This window comes from Bacillus sp. 5B6 (assembly GCF_000259405.1).
In the GTDB taxonomy this organism is placed as follows: Bacteria; Bacillota; Bacilli; order Bacillales; family Bacillaceae; genus Bacillus; species Bacillus velezensis.
The window spans coordinates 168,811-191,486 of sequence record NZ_AJST01000001.1 but is presented as its reverse complement, the minus strand read 5'-3'; the positions used below and the strand labels follow the sequence as shown (position 1 = coordinate 191,486).

Annotated in this window: 3 protein-coding genes; all 3 read right to left on the bottom strand. The window is 51.9% G+C overall.

Annotation, left to right across the window (positions count from 1 at the left end; translation table 11 throughout):
- Positions 1–31: 31 nt before the first annotated feature.
- Entirely contained in the window at positions 32–10,792 is a 10,761-nt protein-coding gene (gene srfAB, locus MY7_RS19815; protein WP_007609305.1) for a surfactin non-ribosomal peptide synthetase SrfAB, read from the bottom strand.
- 21 nt (positions 10,793–10,813) lie between these two features.
- Positions 10,814–21,568 carry a surfactin non-ribosomal peptide synthetase SrfAA gene (srfAA, locus tag MY7_RS00830; RefSeq protein WP_007609304.1) on the bottom strand — a complete coding sequence of 3,585 codons (10,755 nt, stop codon included), beginning with the start codon at positions 21,566–21,568 and terminating at the stop codon, positions 10,814–10,816.
- A 591-nt stretch (positions 21,569–22,159) separates the two neighbouring features.
- Positions 22,160–22,522, bottom strand: coding sequence for a winged helix-turn-helix transcriptional regulator (locus tag MY7_RS00820; protein ID WP_007409352.1), 363 nt, complete (start codon positions 22,520–22,522; stop codon positions 22,160–22,162).
- Between the last annotated feature and the right edge of the window lie 154 nt (positions 22,523–22,676).

Here is a 22,676-nt window from a genome sequence, read left to right as displayed (position 1 = left end):
CTCCGCTCCCCCCTTCTGTGATCTGTTTTTGTCACGTTAAATTCTCCTCAAGCATGTCAAAGATGTCTCCCATTTCATCCATCTCAAGATCCTGCGCGCTGAAATCGCTCGGCGTAAATTCTTTCTCCTCTTTGGCCGTGCAATGGCGGATGATCATTAAGAGATTGTCTTTAAACCGCTGCATCTGTGTTTCGACGGTGCTTCTTTCATATTCTTCCTGATTGTATGAGCAGGAAATGACGAAGCGGCCGCCTGTAACCATCCCGCTGAAGCTCAGTGCGTATAACGCCTCTGACTCTTCGCTGACTTGACGTCCCATATCATATGGAGACGGCTCAAACCATTCCGTTTTCACTTCATTGTCAAACTGCCCCAAGTAGTTAAAACTGATTTCAGGCGTGACGCCTTTTTCTGTTTTATCGGATGACAGATACCGGAGAATCCCGTATCCTACACCTTTATCAGGAACGCGCCGCACCGTCTCTTTTACCGTTTTAATAACGGAAGAGACGCCTTCTTCCTTGCTGATCTGCAGAATCAACGGATATTGGGCCGTAAACCAGCCGACCGTCCGTGAAATATTGACATTCGGTATGATTTCTTCCCGGCCGTGTCCTTCTAAGTTGATGCCGACTTTGCCGCTTTCCGCCCATTCACCGATCGTTAAGCCGAGCGCGCTGAGCAGAATGTCGTTGATTTCCGTTCCGTACGGATGATGAACATCTGTGAGCAGCTGTGCCGTTTCTTCCTCAGTCAATTCACATTTCACGGCCGCCGTATGTTTGACTAGCCGTTTGTTCGGATCATGGTCTTTCGGCAGCGGCTGGAGTTCTTCCGCATCTGCCTGCGCCCAATAATCCGCCTGCTTTTTCAGCTCTTCTGATTGCGCAAATGTGTTCAGCGCCTCCGCCCAATCTTTAAAGGAGTGGGTTTTCTGCGGGAAGACGATGCTGTTTTGCTGCTGCGCCTGTTTATAACCTGAAGCGAAATCCTCAAGCAGAATTCTCCATGAAACCCCGTCCACGACGAGATGGTGAATCGCGATTAACAGATGATCGCCTAGTTCTGTCCGGTATTGCTCCGCTTTTAACAGCGGACCGTTCTCCAGATCCAGACTTCCCTGAAGATGATCGGCAAGCCGCTGAATCTGGCTTTTCAGCATATCCTCGTCAGTTCCGTACAGATCAACGATGTCAAAGCTTGCCTTGCATTCTGTGACAGGGAGGTATGTCTGAATGATGCCTTCCCTTTCTTCACGGTAAACCATGCGGAGCGCATCATGGTGTTCAATCAATGCTTGCAGGGTTTTTTCCACCAGGTCCGGATCAAAGCCGTCTTTCGCGTGAAGCATGACGGATTGGTTCCAGTGGTGTTTGTCGGTAAAGTTTCGTTCAAAGAACCAGCGCTGGATCGGCGTTAACTCCGCTTCGCCTTCGACAGGTCCCTGGTCGGCCTGCTTGCCTTCCGTCCGCTCCACGTAGGAGACGAGCTCTTCGATGGTCGGATGCTGGAAGAGATCCTTCATCTCCAGCTTGTAGCCGTGCTGGTTCAGACGGCTCGCCATTTGGATGCCTTTGATCGAGTCGCCGCCGAGCGTGAAGAAATTGTCGCTTACGCCGATCTGGTCAAGACCGAGCACTTCCTGCCAAATGTCTGAAAGCAGCGTCTCCATCTCCGTTTCCGGCGCTTTGTAAGCGGCGCTTCCCGCTTCAATGTCCGGTTCCGGCAGGGCTTTTTTGTCAATCTTGCCGTTTGCGGTGACCGGAAGCTCGTCCATCTCCACCCAGAACGCCGGCACCATGTAGTCAGGCAGCGTGTCTTTCAGCGCGGATTTGAGCGCTTCAATATCGTCCTGCTGAGGCGCGACATAGGCGCAAAGCGCGGTATTGCCCGCTTTGTCTTCCACCGCCGTCACCGCTGCGTCATGAACGTCCGCAAGCTGGGCGAGGCGGACTTCGATTTCTGAAAGCTCGATCCGGTAGCCCCGCACTTTGACCTGCTGGTCGATACGGCCGATGTATTCAATGCCGCACTGCGCGTTCCATTTGACGAGGTCGCCGGTCCGGTACATGCGCTCGCCGGGCACGAACGGATCTGCGGTAAACCGCTTCGCCGTTTCTTCTTCACGGTTCAGGTATCCGCGCGCCAGACCGCGGCCGGCCACGCACAATTCACCGGCAATGCCTTCCGGCTGCACCTGATCGCCGTCGCCGAGAATATAAACTCTCGTATTGGCAATCGCCCGTCCGATCGAAAGCGATCCTTCCTCCGGATTGATGACGCCGCTTGTCGCGACGACGGTGTTTTCCGTCGGGCCGTAGTTGTTGACGATCGTGTACGGCTGTTTCACCGCCCGCTTCAGCTTGTCACCGCCGACGAGAAGCATGCGGAGAGAGGTATTTTCCAGCTCCATAAATTGTTCGGCCAGCTGCGTAGGCAGGAAGGTGATGGTCACGCCGTTCTCCTCGAAATAGTGATTTAAGCGGGTGATATCCAGCCGGATCGCTTCGTCAATGACGTGAAGCTCCGCGCCGATGGTCCATGTCGGGAACATTTCCCAGATGGAGGCATCAAAACCGAAGCCCGCGTATTTGGCGCTTTTATCATCCGCCGTCATGGCGAATGCGTCGTGATGCCAGAAGCACAGGTTCACCAGCGCATGGTGTTCGACCATGACACCCTTCGGCTGTCCGGTCGTTCCTGACGTGTAAATCATATAAGCGAGATGATCCGCCGTTGTTTCCGTCTGCGGGTTCGCTTCATCGTTTTCATCAAGCGGCAGGCTCAGAATGGAGCGGCGGCCGTCAAGCAGAATCGTTTCTCCGTTGTAGCTTTCCGGCACGTCGAGCGCTTCCTGTGTGAGAAGAAGCTTGGCGCCGCTGTCCTGCAGAATGTAGCTGATCCGCTCTTCCGGGTATTCGGGGTCAATCGGCACAAATGCCGCGCCCGCTTTCAAGACGCCTAGTACGCCCGCGGCCATTTCCAAGGACGGTTTCGTCAAAATGCCGACACGTTCGTCAGCAGTGACGCCGCAGTCCATGAGAATACGCGCGATGCGGTTCGCCCTTGCGTTCAGCTCGCCGTACGTCCATTTCGCGCCGTTGTATGCCGCGGCCGGCCGGTTCGCGTGGCGGGCGGCCGTTTCCTCAAAGAGACGGTGAACTGTTTTGTCCCGCGGCACAGAAATTGTTTTTCCTTTCCATGCGTCAAGGAGGGCTTGTTTTTCAGCATCGCTGATCAGTGAAATCTCAGGCAGCTTTCTGTCCGGACTTTCTGCCGCTTGCTTCAGAATCCGCAAGAACCCGGCGCTCCACTTTTCAATTGTTTCTTTTTTAAACAGATCAGTCGCATATTCAAACTGAAGGCCGAGGCCTTCTTGATCCGTAAAGCCGCCGAGTGTCAGATCGAATTTCGCCGTGCCTTGGTTCGACTCATACGGAGTGATGCGCAGGTTCTCCAGTTCCAGTGTTTCTTTATCCGGATCTTCTGTCGTCACCATCACCTGGAACAATGGGTTACGACTCATGTCTCTCGGCAGGTCAAGCTTTTCGATCAGATCCTCAAACGGATAATCCTGATGCTCCAACGCGTCCAGATTGGTTTGTTTCACCCGTTCGAGCAGCCCGGCGAAGGTTTGCTCTTTGCGCGTTTCATTGCGAAGCGCAAGCGTATTGACAAACATCCCCGGCATTTCCTGAACTTCGGCGCTCGTTCTTCCGGCGGTCACCGAGCCGATAATGATATCGCGCTGCCCCGTGATTTTGCTCAAAAAGACATGGAACGCGGCGTGAAGCACCATATGAAGAGTCGCTCCCGATGATTCCATTAATTCACGCACCGCTTTTTCCGTTTCACGCCCCGCTCTGAGTCGGACGGATTGTCCTTTAAAACTTTGGACCGGCGGACGGGGAAAATCAGTCGGCAGATTCAATTCAGGAAGCTCGCCGGAAAATGCGGAGAGCCAATAACGCTCATGGTCTTTCATCCGTTCGGCCTGCTCAGGTTCATTCTGCCAGACGGCGAAGTCTTTATAGTGCAGGTTCGGCGACGGCAGACTTCCCCCTTTATAAAGGTGAGCGAGCTCTTTGACCAGCATGCTTCTGGACACGCCGTCGGCAATAATATGATGCATATCCAGCAGCAGCAGGTGTTTCTTTTCATTCAGTCTGACAAGAGCGGCCCGAATGAGCGGAGCCTCGCTCAGATCAAATGGCTTAATGAATGCCTGAATGATGAGATTTGCTTTCTCCTCGTCCGCTGCTTCAAAGATATGCAGGTCAATGTCAGCCTGTTCTGCGATCTGCTGCATCGGGCGGCCGTTTTGATCGATAAAGGACGTCCGCAAAGACTCGTGGCGATTGATCATATGATTGAGCGCTTCCTGAAGCCTTGAAATATTGACTTCTCCCTCCATCAGAAGAACGGACGGCATATTATAGCTGATTGTCTCCCGGTCAAGCTGGTTCAGGACGTACATCCGTTTTTGGGCGGATGATAACGGGTACGCGTTTGCACTGTCGGCCGGCGTGATCATCCGATATCCCTCAGATACCGCCGATTTTTCGATATATGCGGCAAGCAGGCGGACAGTCGGCTGTTCGAACAGCGCTTTTAACGGAACCGTTTTGTCCAGTTCAGCCTGAATATTGGCGAGGAGCATCATGCCTTTTAAAGAGTGCCCGCCGTAATCGAAGAAATTATCGTCGATGCCGAGCGTATCCGTACCGAGTGTCTGTTTCCAAATGCGGCACAGCTTTTCCTCCAATTCCGTTTCCGGCAAGGCTGAAACTGTTTGCGCCGTTTGGCTGACGCCCGGTTTCGGGAGGGCGTTTTTATCGGTTTTTCCGTTGGCTGTGAGCGGAATGCGGTCTACTTGCACGAAATAAGCCGGAAGCATATGAGACGGCAATGTTTCGGAAAGCCGTTTGCGAAGCTCAGAGCCTTTCAGCTCGCTGCCGGCTTTATAGTATGCGCACAGTTCCGGCAGCCCGCCTTCGCTGACTGCGAGAACGACCGCCTCCTGAATGCCGTTTATGCTTAACAGCACGGTTTCAACCTCTTTTAATTCAATGCGGTAGCCCCGGATTTTCACCTGATCATCCGCACGGCCGATAAATTCAATCGTCCCGTCAGGAAGCCTGCGGACGACATCTCCCGTTTTGTACATCAGGCTGTCCGGTGAAAAAGGATTTGAGAGAAATTTCTCCGCCGTCAGCTGCGGACGGTGAAGATATCCTCTGGCAAGCCCCTTCCCGGTAATATAAAGCTCGCCGCTTGCGCCCGGAGGAACGAGCTGCATTGCTCCGTCCAATACAAGCGCGCCGGTATTCGCGATCGGGCGGCCGATGACGGGACGCTGCTCATATTGATCAAGGCGCTCCATATTGATCCGCCCGGCAATGGCGCCGATCGTCGTTTCCGTCGGCCCGTAGTGATTGATGAAGTCGGTATGGGCGTATACGTCATGAAACTTGCGGACATCGGACGTGATGATCTTTTCTCCGCCGAGCACCACTAAACGAAGCGGGCTGAAACGGCGTTCTGCCGCAAAACGGGCTGTATTGACGATCATATGGAACAATGACGGCGTCAGTTTCACATACGTAATGCCGTTTTTCTGTATATACTCACCAAGCTGATCAGGCGCGGTGTACGTCTCTTTCGGCACAATGTGCAGCTCGCCGCCCGCCTGAAGAATAGGGAATATAGCCGTATAGCCGAGATCAAATGCGTAAGAAGACAGCAGCACGGATTTGTCAGCTTCGGTCAAACCGGCTTCACGGCTGAACCATGTGACATAATTGATTAGATTGCGGTGCTCCAGCTGGACGCCTTTCGGTTTGCCCGTTGTTCCCGAAGTATAAATGATATAGGCAAGCTGATCAGCGCCGGGCTCCGTTTCAAGCCGATCGGCGCTTTCGTTCTGCCATTCTCCGTCTTCCATTACGACCGTTTTTCCTTTATAAACGGCGGCCGCGGTCATGTTTCTCTCATTGACGACCAGAAGCTTCGTTCCGCTGTCTTCAAGAGAGTAGCGGATTCTCTCTTCAGGAGTCTCCGGATCAATCGGGAGAAATGCCGCTCCGGCTTTCATGACGCCGAGAATCGCGGTAATCAAGTCGGCCGAACGATCCATCATAATGGCCACGATGTCCTCACTGCCCGTTCCGCAAGCCTGAAGGTGGCGGGCAAACCGGTTCGAGCGTTCATCAAGCTCACGATATGTCAGGCTTGTTCCGCCCGCAACCGCCGTGAGATCAGGCGTTTTTTGCGCTTGCCGTTCAAACAGCGAAACAAAAGTGCCCTCAGGCAGATCCGCTTCCGTACGTTTTTCATCAGAAAGGAGCGCTTCCCATTCAGGAGCGGACAGCAGGCTTGCGTCGGACAGCTGAATATCCGGATTTTCGGCGCAGGCTTTAATCAGATTGACAAAATGAGCACTCCAGCGGCGGATGGTTTCGTCCGCAAATAAGGCTTTCGCATAATCAAAGCTCAATCCGACCTCTTCTCCGCGCTCAGCCGCTTCTAAGGAAAGATCAAATTTAGCGACATGATGATGCATGGAGTATGAAGAAATCTCCAAATCTCCGAGCCGCAGGGCCGGGATCTCCATGTTCTGCATATTAAATAACACGCTGAACAGCGGACTCCGGCTTGTGTCCCTCGTTAACGGCAGTTTTTCAATTAATTCTTCAAGCGGATAGCTTTGATGCTCAAAAGCTTGAAGGCTCGCCGTTTTCACCTCATCCAGAAATTGTTTGAACGTTTTTTTGCCGGCAGGATGCGATCGAAGCGCAACTGTGTTGACAAACATGCCCGGCACTTCTTGGAGATCAGGATGCTGTCTACCGGCCGCCGGAGACCCGACTATGATGTCTTCCTGACCCGAATATTTGGACAGCAGCACTTGAAAAGCGGCTAACAAGAACATGTACATCGTCGTATCCGTATCAGCCAGCAGCTTCTTAATCTGCGCCGTCACCTGTTTATCAAGCCCGAAGATGACGCGTTCCCCTTCAAAACTGCGCTCGGCAGGACGCGGGAAATCAAGCGGCAGATCCAACACCGGCAGATCGCCTTTGAACGTATCAAGCCAGTAGGCTTCGTGCTGATCGAGATTTGCTTTTTCACGCTGCCAGATTGAAAAATCCTTATAATGAATCTTTGGCAGCGCAAGCTCCGTGCCTTGATAAAGCTTCGCAAGATCACCGATGAAAATGCCCATTGAGCTTCCGTCCGTAATAATGTGGTGCATGTCAATCAGCAGAAGATACCGGTCTTCTTCAAGCCGGATCAGCTTCGAACGGACAAGCGGCGCGCGGTTGAGCGCAAACGGCCTGATAAAGGCTTTTGTCAGCTCTTCTGCATCTTCTTCCCGGCCCTCGGCGGTTTCAAGCTCAAACGACACATTTTTATGAATGGTCTGCACAACTTCTCCATCTGCCATGTCAAACGACGTACGCAGTGTCTCATGACGGTTGATTAATGCCTGCATGGCCTCCTCAAGACGCTTTTTGTCTACTGATCCTTCCAGCAGAAGTACAGCAGGGACGTTGTAGCTCGTGCTGGCCTGTCCGAGCTGATTAAGGATATACATCCTGCGCTGTGCTGAGGAAACAGGATAATGCTTCTGATAAGGCGCTTGTCGGATCGGTTCAAACTGCTGTTCCTCCTCGCTCTCATGCTCCAAATAATGCGCAAGCTCCTGAATGGTCGGCTTTTCAAATAACACTTTAATCGGCACTTCTTTTTGAAAGTGCTCCTGGATTTTAGCGGTCATCATCATGGCTTTTAAAGAATGTCCGCCAATCGTGAAGAAATTGTCAGTCACACCCGCTTTTACACCGAGAATACCTTCCCAAATGTCCGCGAGTTTCTGCTCCGCTTCCGTTTTCGGCGCTTCGTATTCTTTTTGAACGGCTTCAGCCTGAGGCTCAGGCAGCGCTTTTTTATCAATCTTTCCGTTCGCCGTCAGCGGAAACTGATTCATCTGGATGAAGTGCGCGGGAATCATATATTCCGGAAGTGATTCCGAAAGCGTTTTGCGCAGGTCTTCCGCCGAAAGGGCTTGGTCTGCGGTAAAGTAAGCGCAGATTTCATTTTCATCCGCTTTATTTTTCCGGATCACAGCCGCAGATTCGGTCACATTCTCCGCCTGGCTGATTTTCGCCTCGATTTCGCCGAGCTCGATTCTGAAACCGCGGACCTTTACTTGGTTGTCAATTCTGCCGAGAAACTCGATCGTGCCGTCCGGAAGCCACTTCGCCAAGTCCCCCGTCCGGTATATCATTTCATCCGGTCTGAACGGATCGCGGACAAACTGCTTCTCCGTTAATTCAGGCAGATTCACATAGCCTCTTGCCACTCCGCTTCCGCCGACGCACAGCTCACCGGGCGCGCCGATCGGCTGGAGGTTGCGGTTTTCATCCATAATGTACGCAGTGGAATTTCCGATCGGCTTCCCGATCGGGATCGAGCCGTCGTAGTCCTGATCAATGAGAAAACTCGTCGAAAACGTCGTATTCTCCGTCGGCCCGTAGCCGTTCCAAAGCGACAGCTCCGGTGATGCCTTTCTCACTTTGCTGACGATATGCGGCACAAGCGCGTCACCGCCGATGATGAGGTGCCGGAGCGTGTTAAACATGCCGGCATCCTTTTGGGCAAGCTGATTAAACAGCGGAGACGTCAGCCACATGGTCGTGATCCGCTGCTCTTTCAGAAATTGGGCGAATTGTCCGGCGTCAAGCAGCGTCTCTTTTTTCACCGGGTGCAATGACGCTCCGTTCAGCAATGCGCCGAAGACTTCGAAGGTTCCGGCATCAAAGCTGACGGCTCCCGTTTGCGCCATCCGGTCTTCTTCATGAACCGGCACGTAATTCGAATGTTTGACGAGCCTGATGATATTTCTGTGTTCAATCATGACGCCTTTCGGTTTGCCGGTCGATCCGGATGTATACATGATATACGCCAAGTCGTTGCCGCCGGCCGGAAGATTCAAGTCTGTTCCGCTTACCGTTTCATCCGCGCTTTCATCCAGCATGACGACCGGGACTTGCAATGCGCCCGCTTGTTCTTGATAGTCCTGAACTGTCAGCACGAGCCGAATCGAGCTGTCTTCCGCCATAAAGCGGAGACGGTCCTCCGGAAAAGCCGGATCAATCGGCACATATGCGCCGCCTGCTTTTAAGACGGCAAGCATTCCGACAACGGTTTCCGCAGACCGGTCGTTCATAATAGCGACGGTCCGGCCTTTTTCCAACCCGCTCTTCACAAGGTGTCTCGCCAGGCGGTTGGCCGCTTCGTTCACTTCACGGTAGGTCCATTCGCGTCCCGCTTCTTTTATCGCGACACTTGCAGGCGTCCGGTTTGCCTGTGCTTCAAACAAACGGTGAACGGCCTCCTCTTCCGGAAGCGCCGTTTTCGTATCATTGAATACCTCAACAATCTGCCGCTCTTCTTCGCCTGAAACAAGGCCGAGTTCCCGTACGGGCGCGTCAGGCGTTCCGACCGCCGCTTTCATCATGCGGGTCAGATGGTGCGCCGTTCGTTCGATGGCATCATGAGCGAAAGCCGCTCCGTTGTATTTGATTTTGACAGTCCACGTTTTTCCCGGATACACGATAAGATTGAAATCAAAGCTCGTCTGCTCAAAAGCATGTTCCACTTTAATGGAAAAGCCGAGTCTTTCCTCCATGCCCCCGTTTTCCAGCTCTTTGTCCAGCGGATAGTTTTCAAACGCGACCAAATGATTTAAGAGGCTGCCGTCCAGGGCGGAGCGCTTTTGAATGTCATAGAGCGGCACATAATCATAGCGCTCGGCTTCTACGGCGTTTTTCTGAACTGCCGCCATCACGTCCGAAAAGGCTGCATCTTTGTCAATCTTGATTCTGACGGGAATCGTATTGATGAACAGCCCCGCCATCGTTTCTATGCCGTTGATTTCTGAAGGACGGCCTGATACGACGGTGCCGAACACCACATCGTCTGTATAGTTGTATTTGCTGAGCACCGCACCCCAAACGGCCTGAAACAGGTTAGGCCCCGTGACTTGATGCCGGTTGGCGGTCTGCTGAATCTGCGCGACCAGCTCTTCATCCCAGACAAAAGAATATTCTTCATTTTGGTAGTCTTTCTTTTCTGCTGCCAGACGGCCCGGGAGCAGGCTCGGCTGTTCGAAATCCGCCAGGCGGCTGCTCCAATATTGTTCCGCTTCCTCATAATCCCGGCCTCCGAGCCATTTGATATAGTCAGAGTAAGGTTTGCCCTGGCTTCCCCCGGCGGGCCGGCCGGCACGAAGCGCTTCATAGTTTTGAAACAGGCTTTTCATCAAAACGCCCATACTCCAGCCGTCCATGACGATATGATGATTGCTCCAGACGAGATACAGCTCCTTCTCACTGAGTCTGAACACCGCCGCTTTAAAGAGAATATCCTTCGCCAGATGAAAGCCCTGCTGCTGCACGCCGCGTTTATAGCGTTCGATATACTCAGTTTGGCGCGCTTCATCTAATTGACTGATATCTTCATAGTGCACCTTCGTCTTCCGCTCCGCCAATACGACTTGGCGCGGTTTTTGAAGCTGTTGGTGCACGAATACCGTACGCAGGATGTCATATGTCCGGATCAGCTCATTGACGCTTTTTTCAAAAAGCTCCAGCTGAAAGCTTCCGTGAATCCTAAGCTCTAATTGTGTGAAGTAGGAGGAAGAATGCGGATCAAGCAGCGCATGATACAGCATTCCCTCCTGCATCGGTGTGAGTGCATACACCTTTTGAATCGATTTTTTGCTCATATGTCACCTCTGTCTTTTCTGTTAGAGAATTTCCATTAATTTATCAAGTTCATCAAGCGTCAGATCATCATCGCCAAGATCGCTAGGCGTAAGCTCAGGTCCGTCTTGGGCCAGGCAGTGATCTATGATTTTCAAGAGGTGCCCTTTAAAGCTGTCACTGAACGATTGAATGGTTTTTTCATGAAATTCGAGAGAATGATAGGCAAACGTCATCGTCATCTGCCCATTTTCTATAAATCCGACAATATCAAGCGCGTTCGGCTTCTCTGTGTCAGGGCTCAGCGATTGTCCTGACGGCATCCCGGATCTTGTAAATAAGCCGGAATCCGACATCTCATTAAACTGGCCTAAGTAGTTAAAGCTGATATCCGGATCAATCTCAAACGAAAGATTCTCTTTATGCTCAGGCGCCGTTACATAGCGCAGAATGCCGTAGCCGACTCCTTTGTTCGGGATGTGTCTGATGTCTTCTTTCATTTGTTTCAGCTGATATGAAAGATCGTCGGCGTGCTTCATCTCAAGGATCATCGGATACATGCTCGTAAACCATCCGACCGTCCGGGTGATATTCAGGCCGTCAAGAATGTCTTCGCGCCCGTGGCCTTCCAAATGAACACCGATCGTGTCTTCACCCGTCCACTCTTTCAGCGCCAGTCCGAGCGCCGTGAGCAGGATGTCGTTCATTTCGGTGTGATAGGCTTCATGTACGTTTGTCGTCAGCTGTTCAGTTTGTTCAGGCGTCAGAGAGAAGCTGACCGTTCTCGTATGTCTCATGCGCTGATCACCAGACTGCCTGTCTTTCGGAAGCTGAGTGCATACCTCTTTTTCCTCAAGCTCTCTCCAGTAATCCGCTTCTTTCAGAAACGCCTTCGTATTTGCGTATTCTTTGATTCTCTCAGCAAATTCGGCGAATGAATGTGTTTTCGGCGGCAGCGCCGGTTCATTGCCTTGCTTCAGCTGCGTATAAACGGACGTGAAGTCCTCCAGTAAAATCCGCCAAGATACACCATCCACGACTAAGTGATGGATTGCGAGAAGAAGGTGGTCTCCATCTTCAGCCCGGAAGAGCCCGGCCTTCAAGAGATGTCCTGTTTCCAGTGAAATACTGCTTTGAAGACGGTCTGCTTCCCTTTCGATACGGTCCTCATGGTCTTCAGCAGGTCCGTTCAGCTCAAAGACGTTCAGTTCAACAGACGCATCCTCAAGCCCTCTGTAATACGGTTTTTGTTCACGATAAATCATCCGGAGCGCATCATGGTGCACCGTCAGGACATGTAATGTTTTTTCTGTTATCTCCGGATCAAAGCCGTCTTTCGCGTGAAGCATGACGGATTGGTTCCAGTGGTGTTTGTCGGTAAAGTTTCGTTCAAAGAACCAGCGCTGAATCGGCGTTAAGGCCGCTTCGCCTTCGACAGGTCCCTGGTCGGCCTGCTTGCCTTCCGTCCGCTCCACATAAGAGACGAGCTCTTCGATGGTCGGATGCTGGAAGAGATCCTTCATCTCCAGCTTGTAGCCATGCTGGTTCAGGCGGCTCGCCATTTGGATGCCTTTGATCGAATCGCCGCCGAGCGTGAAGAAATTGTCGCTTACGCCGATCTGATCAAGACCAAGCACTTCCTGCCAAATGTCGGAAAGCAGCGTCTCCACCTCCGTTTCCGGCGCTTTGTATACGGCGCTTCCCGCTTCAATGTCCGGTTCCGGCAGGGCTTTTTTGTCAATCTTGCCGTTTGCGGTGACCGGAAGCTCGTCCATCTCCACCCAGAACGCCGGCACCATGTAGTCAGGCAGCGTGTCTTTCAGCGCGGATTTGAGCGCTTCAATATCGTCCTGCTGAGGTGCGACATAGGCGCAAAGCGTGGTATTACCCGCTTTGTCTTCCACCGCCGTCACCGCTGCGTCATGAATGTCCGCAAGCTGGGCGAGGCGGACTTCGATTTCTGAAAGCTCGATCCGGTAGCCCCGCACTTTGACCTGCTGGTCAATACGCCCGATGTATTCGATGCCGCACTGCGCGTTCCACTTGACGAGGTCGCCGGTCCGGTACATGCGCTCGCCGGGCACGAACGGATCTGCGGTAAACCGCTTCGCCGTTTCTTCCTCACGGTTCAGGTATCCGCGCGCCAGACCGCGGCCGGCCACACACAATTCACCGGCAATGCCTTCCGGCTGCACCTGATCGCCGTCGCCGAGAATATAAACTCTCGTATTGGCAATCGCCCGTCCGATCGAAAGCGATCCTTCCTCCGGATTGATGACGCCGCTTGTCGCGACGACGGTGTTTTCCGTCGGGCCGTAGTTGTTGACGATCGTGTACGGCTGTTTCACCGCCCGCTTCAGCTTGTCGCCGCCGACGAGAAGCATGCGGAGAGAGGTATTTTCCAGCTCCATAAATTGTTCGGCCAGCTGCGTAGGCAGGAAGGTGATGGTCACGCCGTTCTCCTCGAAATAGTGATTTAAGCGGGTGATATCCAGCCGGATCGCTTCGTCAATGACGTGAAGCTCCGCGCCGATGGTCCATGTCGGGAACATTTCCCAGATGGAGGCATCAAAACCGAAGCCCGCGTATTTGGCGCTTTTATCATCCGCCGTCATGGCGAATGCGTCGTGATGCCAGAAGCACAGGTTCACCAGCGCATGGTGTTCGACCATGACACCCTTCGGCTGTCCGGTCGTTCCTGACGTGTAAATCATATAAGCGAGATGATCCGCCGTTGTTTCCGTCTGCGGGTTCGCTTCATCGTTTTCATCAAGCGGCAGGCTCAGAATGGAGCGGCGGCCGTCAAGCAGAATCGTTTCTCCGTTGTAGCTTTCCGGCACGTCGAGCGCTTCCTGTGTGAGAAGAAGCTTGGCGCCGCTGTCCTGCAGAATGTAGCTGATCCGCTCTTCCGGGTATTCGGGGTCAATCGGCACAAATGCCGCGCCCGCTTTCAAGACGCCTAGTACGCCCGCGGCCATTTCCAAGGACGGTTTCGTCAAAATGCCGACACGTTCGTCAGCCGTGACGCCGCAGTCCATGAGAATACGCGCGATGCGATTCGCCCTTGCGTTCAGCTCGCCGTACGTCCACTTCGCGCCGTTGTATGCCGCGGCCGGCCGGTTCGCGTAGCGGGCGGCCGTTTCCTCAAAGAGACGGTGAACTGTTTTGTCCCGCGGCACAGAAATTGTTTTTCCTTTCCATGCGTCAAGGAGGGCTTGTTTTTCTGTTTTATTCACCAATGAAAGCTCAGAAAGCTTCGCAGCCGGATTTTCCGCTGCGGCTTCTAACAGTTGAAGCCAGTAATGCTTCCATGTCTCTGCCGTTTCCGGTTTAAACAGCGCGGTGTTATATTCAAGCACAAACGTTAAGCCTTCGTCTGTGTCCTCAGCCGTCATTGTCAGGTCAAACTTGGCTGTTTTTCTGTCAAACGGATGGTGCTTCAGCTCAATTCCTTCCATGACCAGGTCTTCCGCATTTGCATTTTGCATTGAAAATACCGCATCAAACAGCGGATTTCTGCTCGTATCACGCTGCACCTCAACCTTTTGCAGAAGGTCTTCAAGCGGATAATCCTGCGCGTCAAATGCATGTAAAGCGGTTTGTTTCACTTCTTTAAGATAGTCCGTGAACGTTTTGTCCGCTTCCGGATACGTACGAAGCGCGAGTGTATTCACAAAAACACCGATAACGTTTGCGAGATCCGCATGTGACCGTCCCGCAACCGGCGAACCGACAATGATGTCATGCTGTCCGCTCAGTTTTGAGAGAAAGGCGCTGTATGACGCCAGCAGCACCATGTACATGGTAGAATCCGTTTGTTTCGCAAGACTGCGAAGAGCCGACGTCTGTTCCCCAGTCAGAGAAAAGACCAGCTTGTCTCCTTCAAAGGTTTGCACGGCCGGACGGCTGTAATCAGCCGGCAGCGTCAATACCGGAAGCTCGCCGTCAAGCTCCCGAAGCCAATGCTCCTCCTGCTTGCGGTACTGCTCTGATTGAATAAATTTCTGCTGCCATACCGCATAGTCTTTATAATGAATCCGCAGCGGCTCAAGCGTTTCGCCGCCATACAAGCGGGACAGTTCATCTATCAGCACGCCGACCGAAGCGCCGTCCGAAATGATATGGTGCATATCAAACAGCAGCAGGTGGTCATGTTCAGCCAGCTTGACCAGTCCCGTTCTGACGAGAGGAAGCTGATCCAGGCGGAACGGCCGGATAAAGCTCTGAATAATCCGTTCAGCATCTTCTTCAGAGGCTTCATAATATTCCATGTCGATATCAGCTTTCGCCCATATGCGCTGAACCGTTTCTCCATCCTTTATGTCAAATGTCGTTCTGAAGGCTTCATGGCGTTCTGTCAGCTGTTTCATGACGGATTTCAGCTTTTCTGCATCAAGCTTTCCTTTTAAGCGGAGCACAGACGGCATGTTATAGCTTGTTTCAGCGCCTTCCAGCTGCTGAAGCACAAACATCCGCTTCTGCGGTGAAGAAACCGGATACGTTTCCCGCTCGGCAGCCGGTGCGATGCTCTCTGCCGGTTTCCGCTCAGCCCCTTCAATCAGCTGCGCCAGCCCCGCAGCCGTCGGAGAAGTGAACAGATCCTTTAAGGTAAGCTGCACGCCGAATGTCTTTTGGATAAGGGCCAGCAGTTTCATCCCCGCTAACGAGTGGCCCCCGATCTCAAAGAACTGATCATGGACGCCGACCCGCTCCATTTGCAGCACCTCAGCCCAAATATCCGCCAGTTTTTGTTCTGTTTCATTGCGCGGCGCCGTATATGACACGGCATTCGCTGCGGTCACATCCGGCATCGGCAGCGCCCGCCTGTCGATTTTTCCGTTCCCTGTAAGAGGCAGTTCATCCAATTGAATAAAGACGGACGGAATCATATAAGCCGGAAGATCCTTCGCCGTATGCTCCCTCAGCTCCCGGGAAGATATTTCCCTGAGGCCGACAACATACGCGCAAAGAAGTTTGTCACCCGCGCCCTGATCCACAGCGAGCACAATGCATTCCTGAATCTGGTGATGACTTTGAAGCTGATGCTCAATTTCGCCAAGCTCAATCCGCTGACCGCGGATTTTCACCTGATGGTCGATACGTCCGATAAACTCGATATCGCCATTCGGAAGCCATCTGGCCAAGTCGCCCGTTTTATACATCCGTTCACCTTCCTTAAACGGATGCTTTACAAATTTTTCTTCCGTCAGTTCAGGACGGTTGTAGTAGCCTTCTACGAGACCTTCCCCGCTGACGCACAGCTCTCCCGCGATACCCGCCGGCTGAATGCGTCCGGCTGAGTTCATGATAAAGACTTCCGTATTGCTGACCGGTTTACCGATCGGAACGGAGAGCGTATCCTCTTCAATGGCATCCACCGGATGGTATGTCGCAAACACCGTGCTTTCCGACGGGCCGTACATATGAAGCAGTCTTCCTTTTCCGACTGCCGCAAGCGCCTTTTTGACATGTTCTACAGACGCTCTTTCGCCCCCGAACATGATTTTCCGAAGCGTCGTCAGACAGGACGGCTCCATATCAACAAGCAGGTGGAACAGGGCCGTCGTAATCATCAGAATGCTGACGTTCTCCCGTTTGATCACACGGGACAGGCGCGACATGTCCAGCACCGTATCTTTCGGGACGATCACAAGCTTTGCACCGTTTAACAGCGAACCGAACATATCAAACATAAAAGCGTCAAAGACGTAGTTTGACAGACCGAGCACTGTGTCTTTCTCAGAAACGGTCAAATAGTTCGTGTTCTTTACCGTCCGCAAAATGTTGGCATGTGTGACGATGTTTCCTTTCGGCGTTCCCGTCGTGCCTGATGTATAAGTGAGATTGGCAATCGTTTTGGAATCAAACGGCAATGCTGGATTGCAAGAGTCCTTTTCATAGCTCGCCTCATCATCAGCAAGCACAATGACGCCTTGAAAACCGGCCTTTTCCGCAAGCGGCTTGAGACTTTGCTGAGTCATGAGCACATTCGCCCCGCTGTCGCGGAAGAAATGCTGAATCCGCTGAACCGGATGCTCAGGATCAATCGGCACATAGGCGGACCCCGCTTTTAACACAGCCATAATGGAAACAATCATATCCATTGACCGTTCACACAGAACAGCCGCGGTTTTTCCGCCGCCTCCGACTGAAAGAATATGCCGCGCAAGCCTGTTGGCGCGTTCATTCAGCTGCTGATAAGACAGGGTTTCCCCTTCGAACTGAAGAGCCGTCCGGTCAGGGTTCTTTCGGGCCTGTTCTTCAAAGATCTGCACGATCGTTTGCTCTTTCGGGTACGCCGTGCGCTCCGGATTGAACCGCTGTAATTGAGTCAAAGCCTCCCGTTCAGAAAGCAGATCATATTCGCTGATTTTCGCATCCGGCTGAGCTGCCGCGCTCTCCAGCAGACGGACATAGTGCGCAAGCATGCGATCCGCAGTTGAGCGCTTAAACAGCTTCGTGCAATAATCCAAATCAAGCGCAAGGCCTTCCGCTGTTTCCCGGGCCTGCATGGTCAGGTCGAATTTGGCGATATTGAAGTTTGTTTCATGAAGAGACAGCGTCAGATTACCAATCTCCGGAATACCGTCCGAAGCATTTTGGAGACTGAACATCGTGTCAAATATCGGATGCCTGCTCATATCCCGGGGCACGTTCAGTTCCTCGGTCAGCCACTCAAACGGATAGTCCTGGTGAGAAAACGCATCCAGCACCTGCTTGCGCACATGACCTAACAAGCCGGCAAATGTCTGATCCTGCTTCACGGAGCTTCGCAGCGCGAGCGTGTTGACAAACATCCCGATAAGCCCCTCAGTATCAGAGTGATTTCTTCCCGCTGACGGTGTTCCCACGATGATGTCTTCCTGTCCTGAATACTTAGAAAGCAGCGTATAGTAAGCTGATAACAGCACCATGTAAAGGGTGGCTCCGTTTTTCTCGGCAAGCTTCTGCAGCCGTTCCCGCAGCATTTTCGGCAGCTTGGCGGACACGCGGTCACCTTCAAAGCTTTGCACCTGCGGCCGCGGATAATCAGGGAGCAGCTGAAGCACCGGCAGTTCGCCGCTGAAGACTTCTTTCCAGTACGCCCGCTCCTTCTTGTAGCCTTCTTTCGCCCGTTCCGCCTGCCATACGGCATAATCTTTATATTGAATGCGCAATTCAGGCAGCTGATTTCCGCCGTAGATGTCAGCCAGTTCCTTCAGCATGATGGAAATAGACACCCCGTCAGAAATCAGGTGATGCATATCAAACAGCAGCATATGGCGATTGTGATCGAGCGTTTGCAGGCCGATTCTGAACAGCGGCGCCTCAGATAAATCAAAACGGCGCACAAAGTCCTTCATGACCTGTTCATTCGTTCTTCCGCGCGCTTCGATCATTTCAATATGAAACGGAACATGTTCGTGAATCACCTGTCTCGGCGTGCCGTCCTCTGATTGAAACGATGTTCTGAGCGCTTCATGCCTGCTGATTAAGGCAGAAAATGCACGCTCAAGCTTTTCACGGTCTAAAGCGCCCTCAATCATGGCCGCAGCCGGCATGTTATATCCGACTCCCGCGTCTTCAAATTGGCTCGCGATATAAGTCCGCTGCTGAGCGAGCGAAAGCGGATAGCTCGCCTGCTTCTCAGCCGGCTCAATCGCACTGAATGCCGGTCCTTCGTTTCGGTTTTCCGCATAATCGGCAAGCGCCGCAATCGTCGGATGCTCAAACAAGTATTGCAGCGGAATTTCGACGCCCATTTGCTTATGAATTTTCGTCAGAAGCGTCATGGCCTTTAATGAATGACCGCCTGACTCGAAGAAATGATCATAAATGCCCGCCTTGTCCATTCCGAGGACTTCCTGCCAGATGACGGTGAGCGTTTCCTCCGTTTCATTTCTCGGCGCGGCATATTCGGATGAGCTGACAGCCTGCACATCAAGCGCAAACAGCTTTTTGCGGTCCGCCTTCCCGCTCGGCGTGAGCGGAATTTCGTCCGTTTTTGTAAAGTAAGCGGGCACCATATAATCAGGAAGGTGCTTTGACACATACTCTCTGTACTCGGCAGGGTGAAACTCGGTTCCTTTTTCCTGAACGATATATGCGCAGACATCTAAGCTGCCCTGCTGATCCGGCCGTGCCAGCACGACGGCCTGCGCCGCGCCCGGAGCTTTTCTGAGCACCGTTTCAATTTCTCCCAGCTCAATGCGGTAGCCGCGGACTTTCACCTGATCATCTTCACGGCCGATATATTCGATCGTCCCATCCGGCAGCCAGCGCGCCATATCACCCGTGCGGTACATGCGGCCGCTTCCGTTAAACGGATCCTGCAAAAACTTCTCTGCGGTCAAATCCGGCAGATTTAAATAGCCGCGTCCTACACCGTCACCCGCGATATACAGCTCACCGGCCGTGCCGTCGGGCTGAAGCCGCTGGTGCTTATCCAATATATACAGACGGGCGTTGCCGAGCGGTTTTCCGATCGGAACGTACGCCGCCTGTTGATTCATTCCGTTATCGGCTGACACCTGATGCACAGACGCATCTACGCACGTTTCTGTCGGCCCGTAGACATTCGTCAGACGCGGCGCCCTGCCCGATTGATGAAAGAGCGTCATCAGCTGCTCGGCAACAGCCGCGGACAGGCCCTCTCCCCCAATGAGCATGTGGCGCAATTCAATTCCGCTGACATCTCCCGCCGCAACCATCATCTGCAGATGCGCAGGCGTTCCGTCAGTGGCTTCAATCCGGTTTTGACGATAATAGTCCAGCAGTGCCGAGCCATTCGTCACAGTCGTTTTCGGCACGATATAAAGCGTCTGTCCCAAAAGAAGCGAGGCAAAAATCTGTTTGACGGACGCATCAAAATGAAACGGAGCCAAAAGCGCCATTCTTAACGTCTGCTCACCGCATTGATAAATCTCCTGCTGCAGTGATTGCACCAGATGATGAACTTGCCGGTGCTCAATCATCACGCCTTTCGGCCGCCCCGTTGTACCTGACGTGTAGATGATGTAAGCCAGCCGGTCTGATTGTGTGCTGACACCGTCCGCAGCCGTTTCAAACTGAACAGCCTCGTCAAAATCAATCCGTTCGGCATCCGCTGCAGGCACCTGTATTCCGGCCTCCGTCAGAACAGCCTTCGCTCCGCTGTCCTCTAAAATGTACTGAATCCGATCCGCCGGAAAGTCAGGATCTATCGGCACATAGGCGCCGCCCGCTTTCAAAATTCCCAATATTGCCGCAATGACACGCTCAGAACGGCCAAGCAGCACCGCGACAGGAGAATCGGCTGATATCCCGGCTTTAAGAAGGCGTCCGGCAATACGGCCTGACTGTTCATGCAATGTGCGATAGGACAATGTTCGGCCTTCATACACAACTGCGGGTTTGTCAGACAGTGACTTCACTTTCTCTTCAAACAGCCCCGGTATCGTCATCTCCTTGCGGTAATTCACCGGATTGCCGGAGGCCCGTTTCAGCAGCCGCTCTTTCTCTGATTCAGAAAGAAGAGTAAGTTCATCAATTATGCGATCAGGAGATGAAATCGCATCTTCAATCAGCGTGATCAAACGTTCAGAAACAGATTCAATCTCTTCCCCCTTGAAAATGTCGCTGCGATAGTCAAAATCAATCGTCAATTTCCCGGTGTCCCATCGTTCCTTCACATGAATCGAAATATCATTTGTACCGCTTCCGCTGAAAATAGGGTCTGTCAGGAAGGACAGATTCTCTTTTTTCTGCCACTGCATCACCTGGTACTCCAGAGCCACCGTAAACAATCTGCTCAGTGAACTTTTCGAAGCGCGCAAATCATTGACAAGCAGGTTATACGGATACTTTTGGTGGCGGAGAATTTTCATCAGATCCTTCATCCGGCCTTTAACGAATTCCAAGAACGACTGTCCTCCGTCAACGCTTGTCCGCACAGGCACCGTAGATACGAACATCCCGAGCATCTGCTTTTCTTTCGCATTCGTCCGGTTTCCCATAAACGTACCCGTGACAACGTCATCCCGGCCGGTCACTTTGTAGAGATAAGTGATCAGAGCTGACTGGAACAGAGACAGTACGCTGACTTTATGCTCCTCGCAGAATGAATGAATGCGGCCATATAAGTCGTGAGGAATTTCTTGAGAAAACCGTTTCGCATCAAGACCCGCATCTGCCCGGCTCCGTTTCAGGGACACAAGCTCCGGCACGGTCTCAAACTGCCCGTTCCAAAAGTCCCGATCCTTCTTAAACCGCTTCGACTGCACATATTCCTGCTCTGTCAGCACGTGCTCGATAAAAGAAGGAATCTCCGTCTGTTCCTCACTTGTCCCGCCTGAAAGCTCCAAATATATATCAGTAATCGCATTGCCCAGAATCGTCATGGAAATCCCGTCTGAAATAATGTGATGCACATTAGCGTAAAACCAGACCTCATTTTCACTGATCGTGTGCACGGAAAAACGGAATAGATCCTGATCATATAACGCCAGAGGCTTGCCAGCTTCTTCACGCCCCCATTTTGACAGCTCGTCCGCAGAGCAGCCGGCTTGCCTGATATCCGTGTGCCCGATGGAGAGCGGACGGTATTCGCTCACATATTGAACGGGCTCCCCCTCATCATCAAGCCGCAGACGGATTCTCATCGACTCATACCGCCGGACGAATTCCTGTATCGCTTTCTCAACGTAATGAGCCTGTACGCCGTCTTCAGAAATGAGTTTCCCGAACCCGGCAAGATTTGAAATACTTGTGTTCGGATAGAATTTTTCTGTATACCAGATACGTTTTTGAGCATTTGTTAAAGGATAAAAAGTTATTTCCATATGTGTGCGCCTCCCCTTTTTAAGATAAAGTTGTCAATTCTCCCTTAGAAACAGCCTCCCTCTATGTCCCTAACTCATTCTCAAGCCAAAAGAACCACTTACCTCCAAAAACGATCCCGATTCAATCACCGCCGAAATCCGTCAACCGTTCACCCGCGCAGTCCGAAATACGGCATCAAATTTATGAGAAATCAAGACAAAAAGCCATTGATTGTAAGCACGAAAGGTTTACCTATTTCTTCATGTATTTCTATATATCTACTTACGTTCACTTTATATGAAAATATTGTTTTTATCACCGAAAAATGGGTGAAAAGTTTCATGCGGCACACCGAAAAAAAATCCGACAAATCCAGAGGGTATTTTGCGGCATCCCGCAATTTATTTTCAAAAATATTATTTACGTAAAATTAAAAATCTTTAAACTATAATGAAAACCTGTCGAATATCCAGTTATGGCAGAATGAAAAAAATTTACGTACGTAAGCTGACCCGGAAAAAACAGCGCAAGAACCGAAACAGACAGTCCGAATGTTCTCAATATGATTTCATTAAACCGCAAAAAAAGCACTCTATTTTATATAGAGCACTTCAAAAAGATTCCTTTATTGCAGTTTTATCAATGTTGATTAATTCCATATAATCTTTTCCCCACTTATACATGGCGTCCAGAATCGGCATAAGGCTTTCTCCTTGCGCCGTTAAAGAATACTCCACTTTCGGAGGGACGACAGGGTAAACTTCCCTGTGAACGATCAGATCCTGCTCCAGCTCCCTGAGCTGATTCACAAGAATTTTGTGCGTAATATCCGGAATTAAAGCTTTCAGCTCATTAAACCGCTTCGTCCCTTCTTTTCCCAAGTGCCACATAATCAGCATTTTCCACTTCCCGCCTATCACGGCAAGCGTCAATTCCTTTTCGCAATTAAACGTTTTCTCATCCATTCGGCTCACGGACAATTCTCCTTCCTCTTACTTTTTGTACGGTCATCATCTATTCATACACGCTTACTTTTTCACACAACTTTCATCAGTTTATACTACCACGCAGTTTTGCTGAAACAAAGCGCATTGCCTGCGGGGACAGTATCCTCAAAGTAACTATTAG

What these genes read in the sequence shown, in the direction of transcription:
- srfAB (WP_007609305.1), bottom strand. Translation starts at nt 10,792, where the DNA reads ATGAGCAAAAAATCGATTCAAAAGGTGTATGCACTCACACCGATGCAG.
- srfAA (WP_007609304.1), bottom strand. Translation starts at nt 21,568, where the DNA reads ATGGAAATAACTTTTTATCCTTTAACAAATGCTCAAAAACGTATCTGG.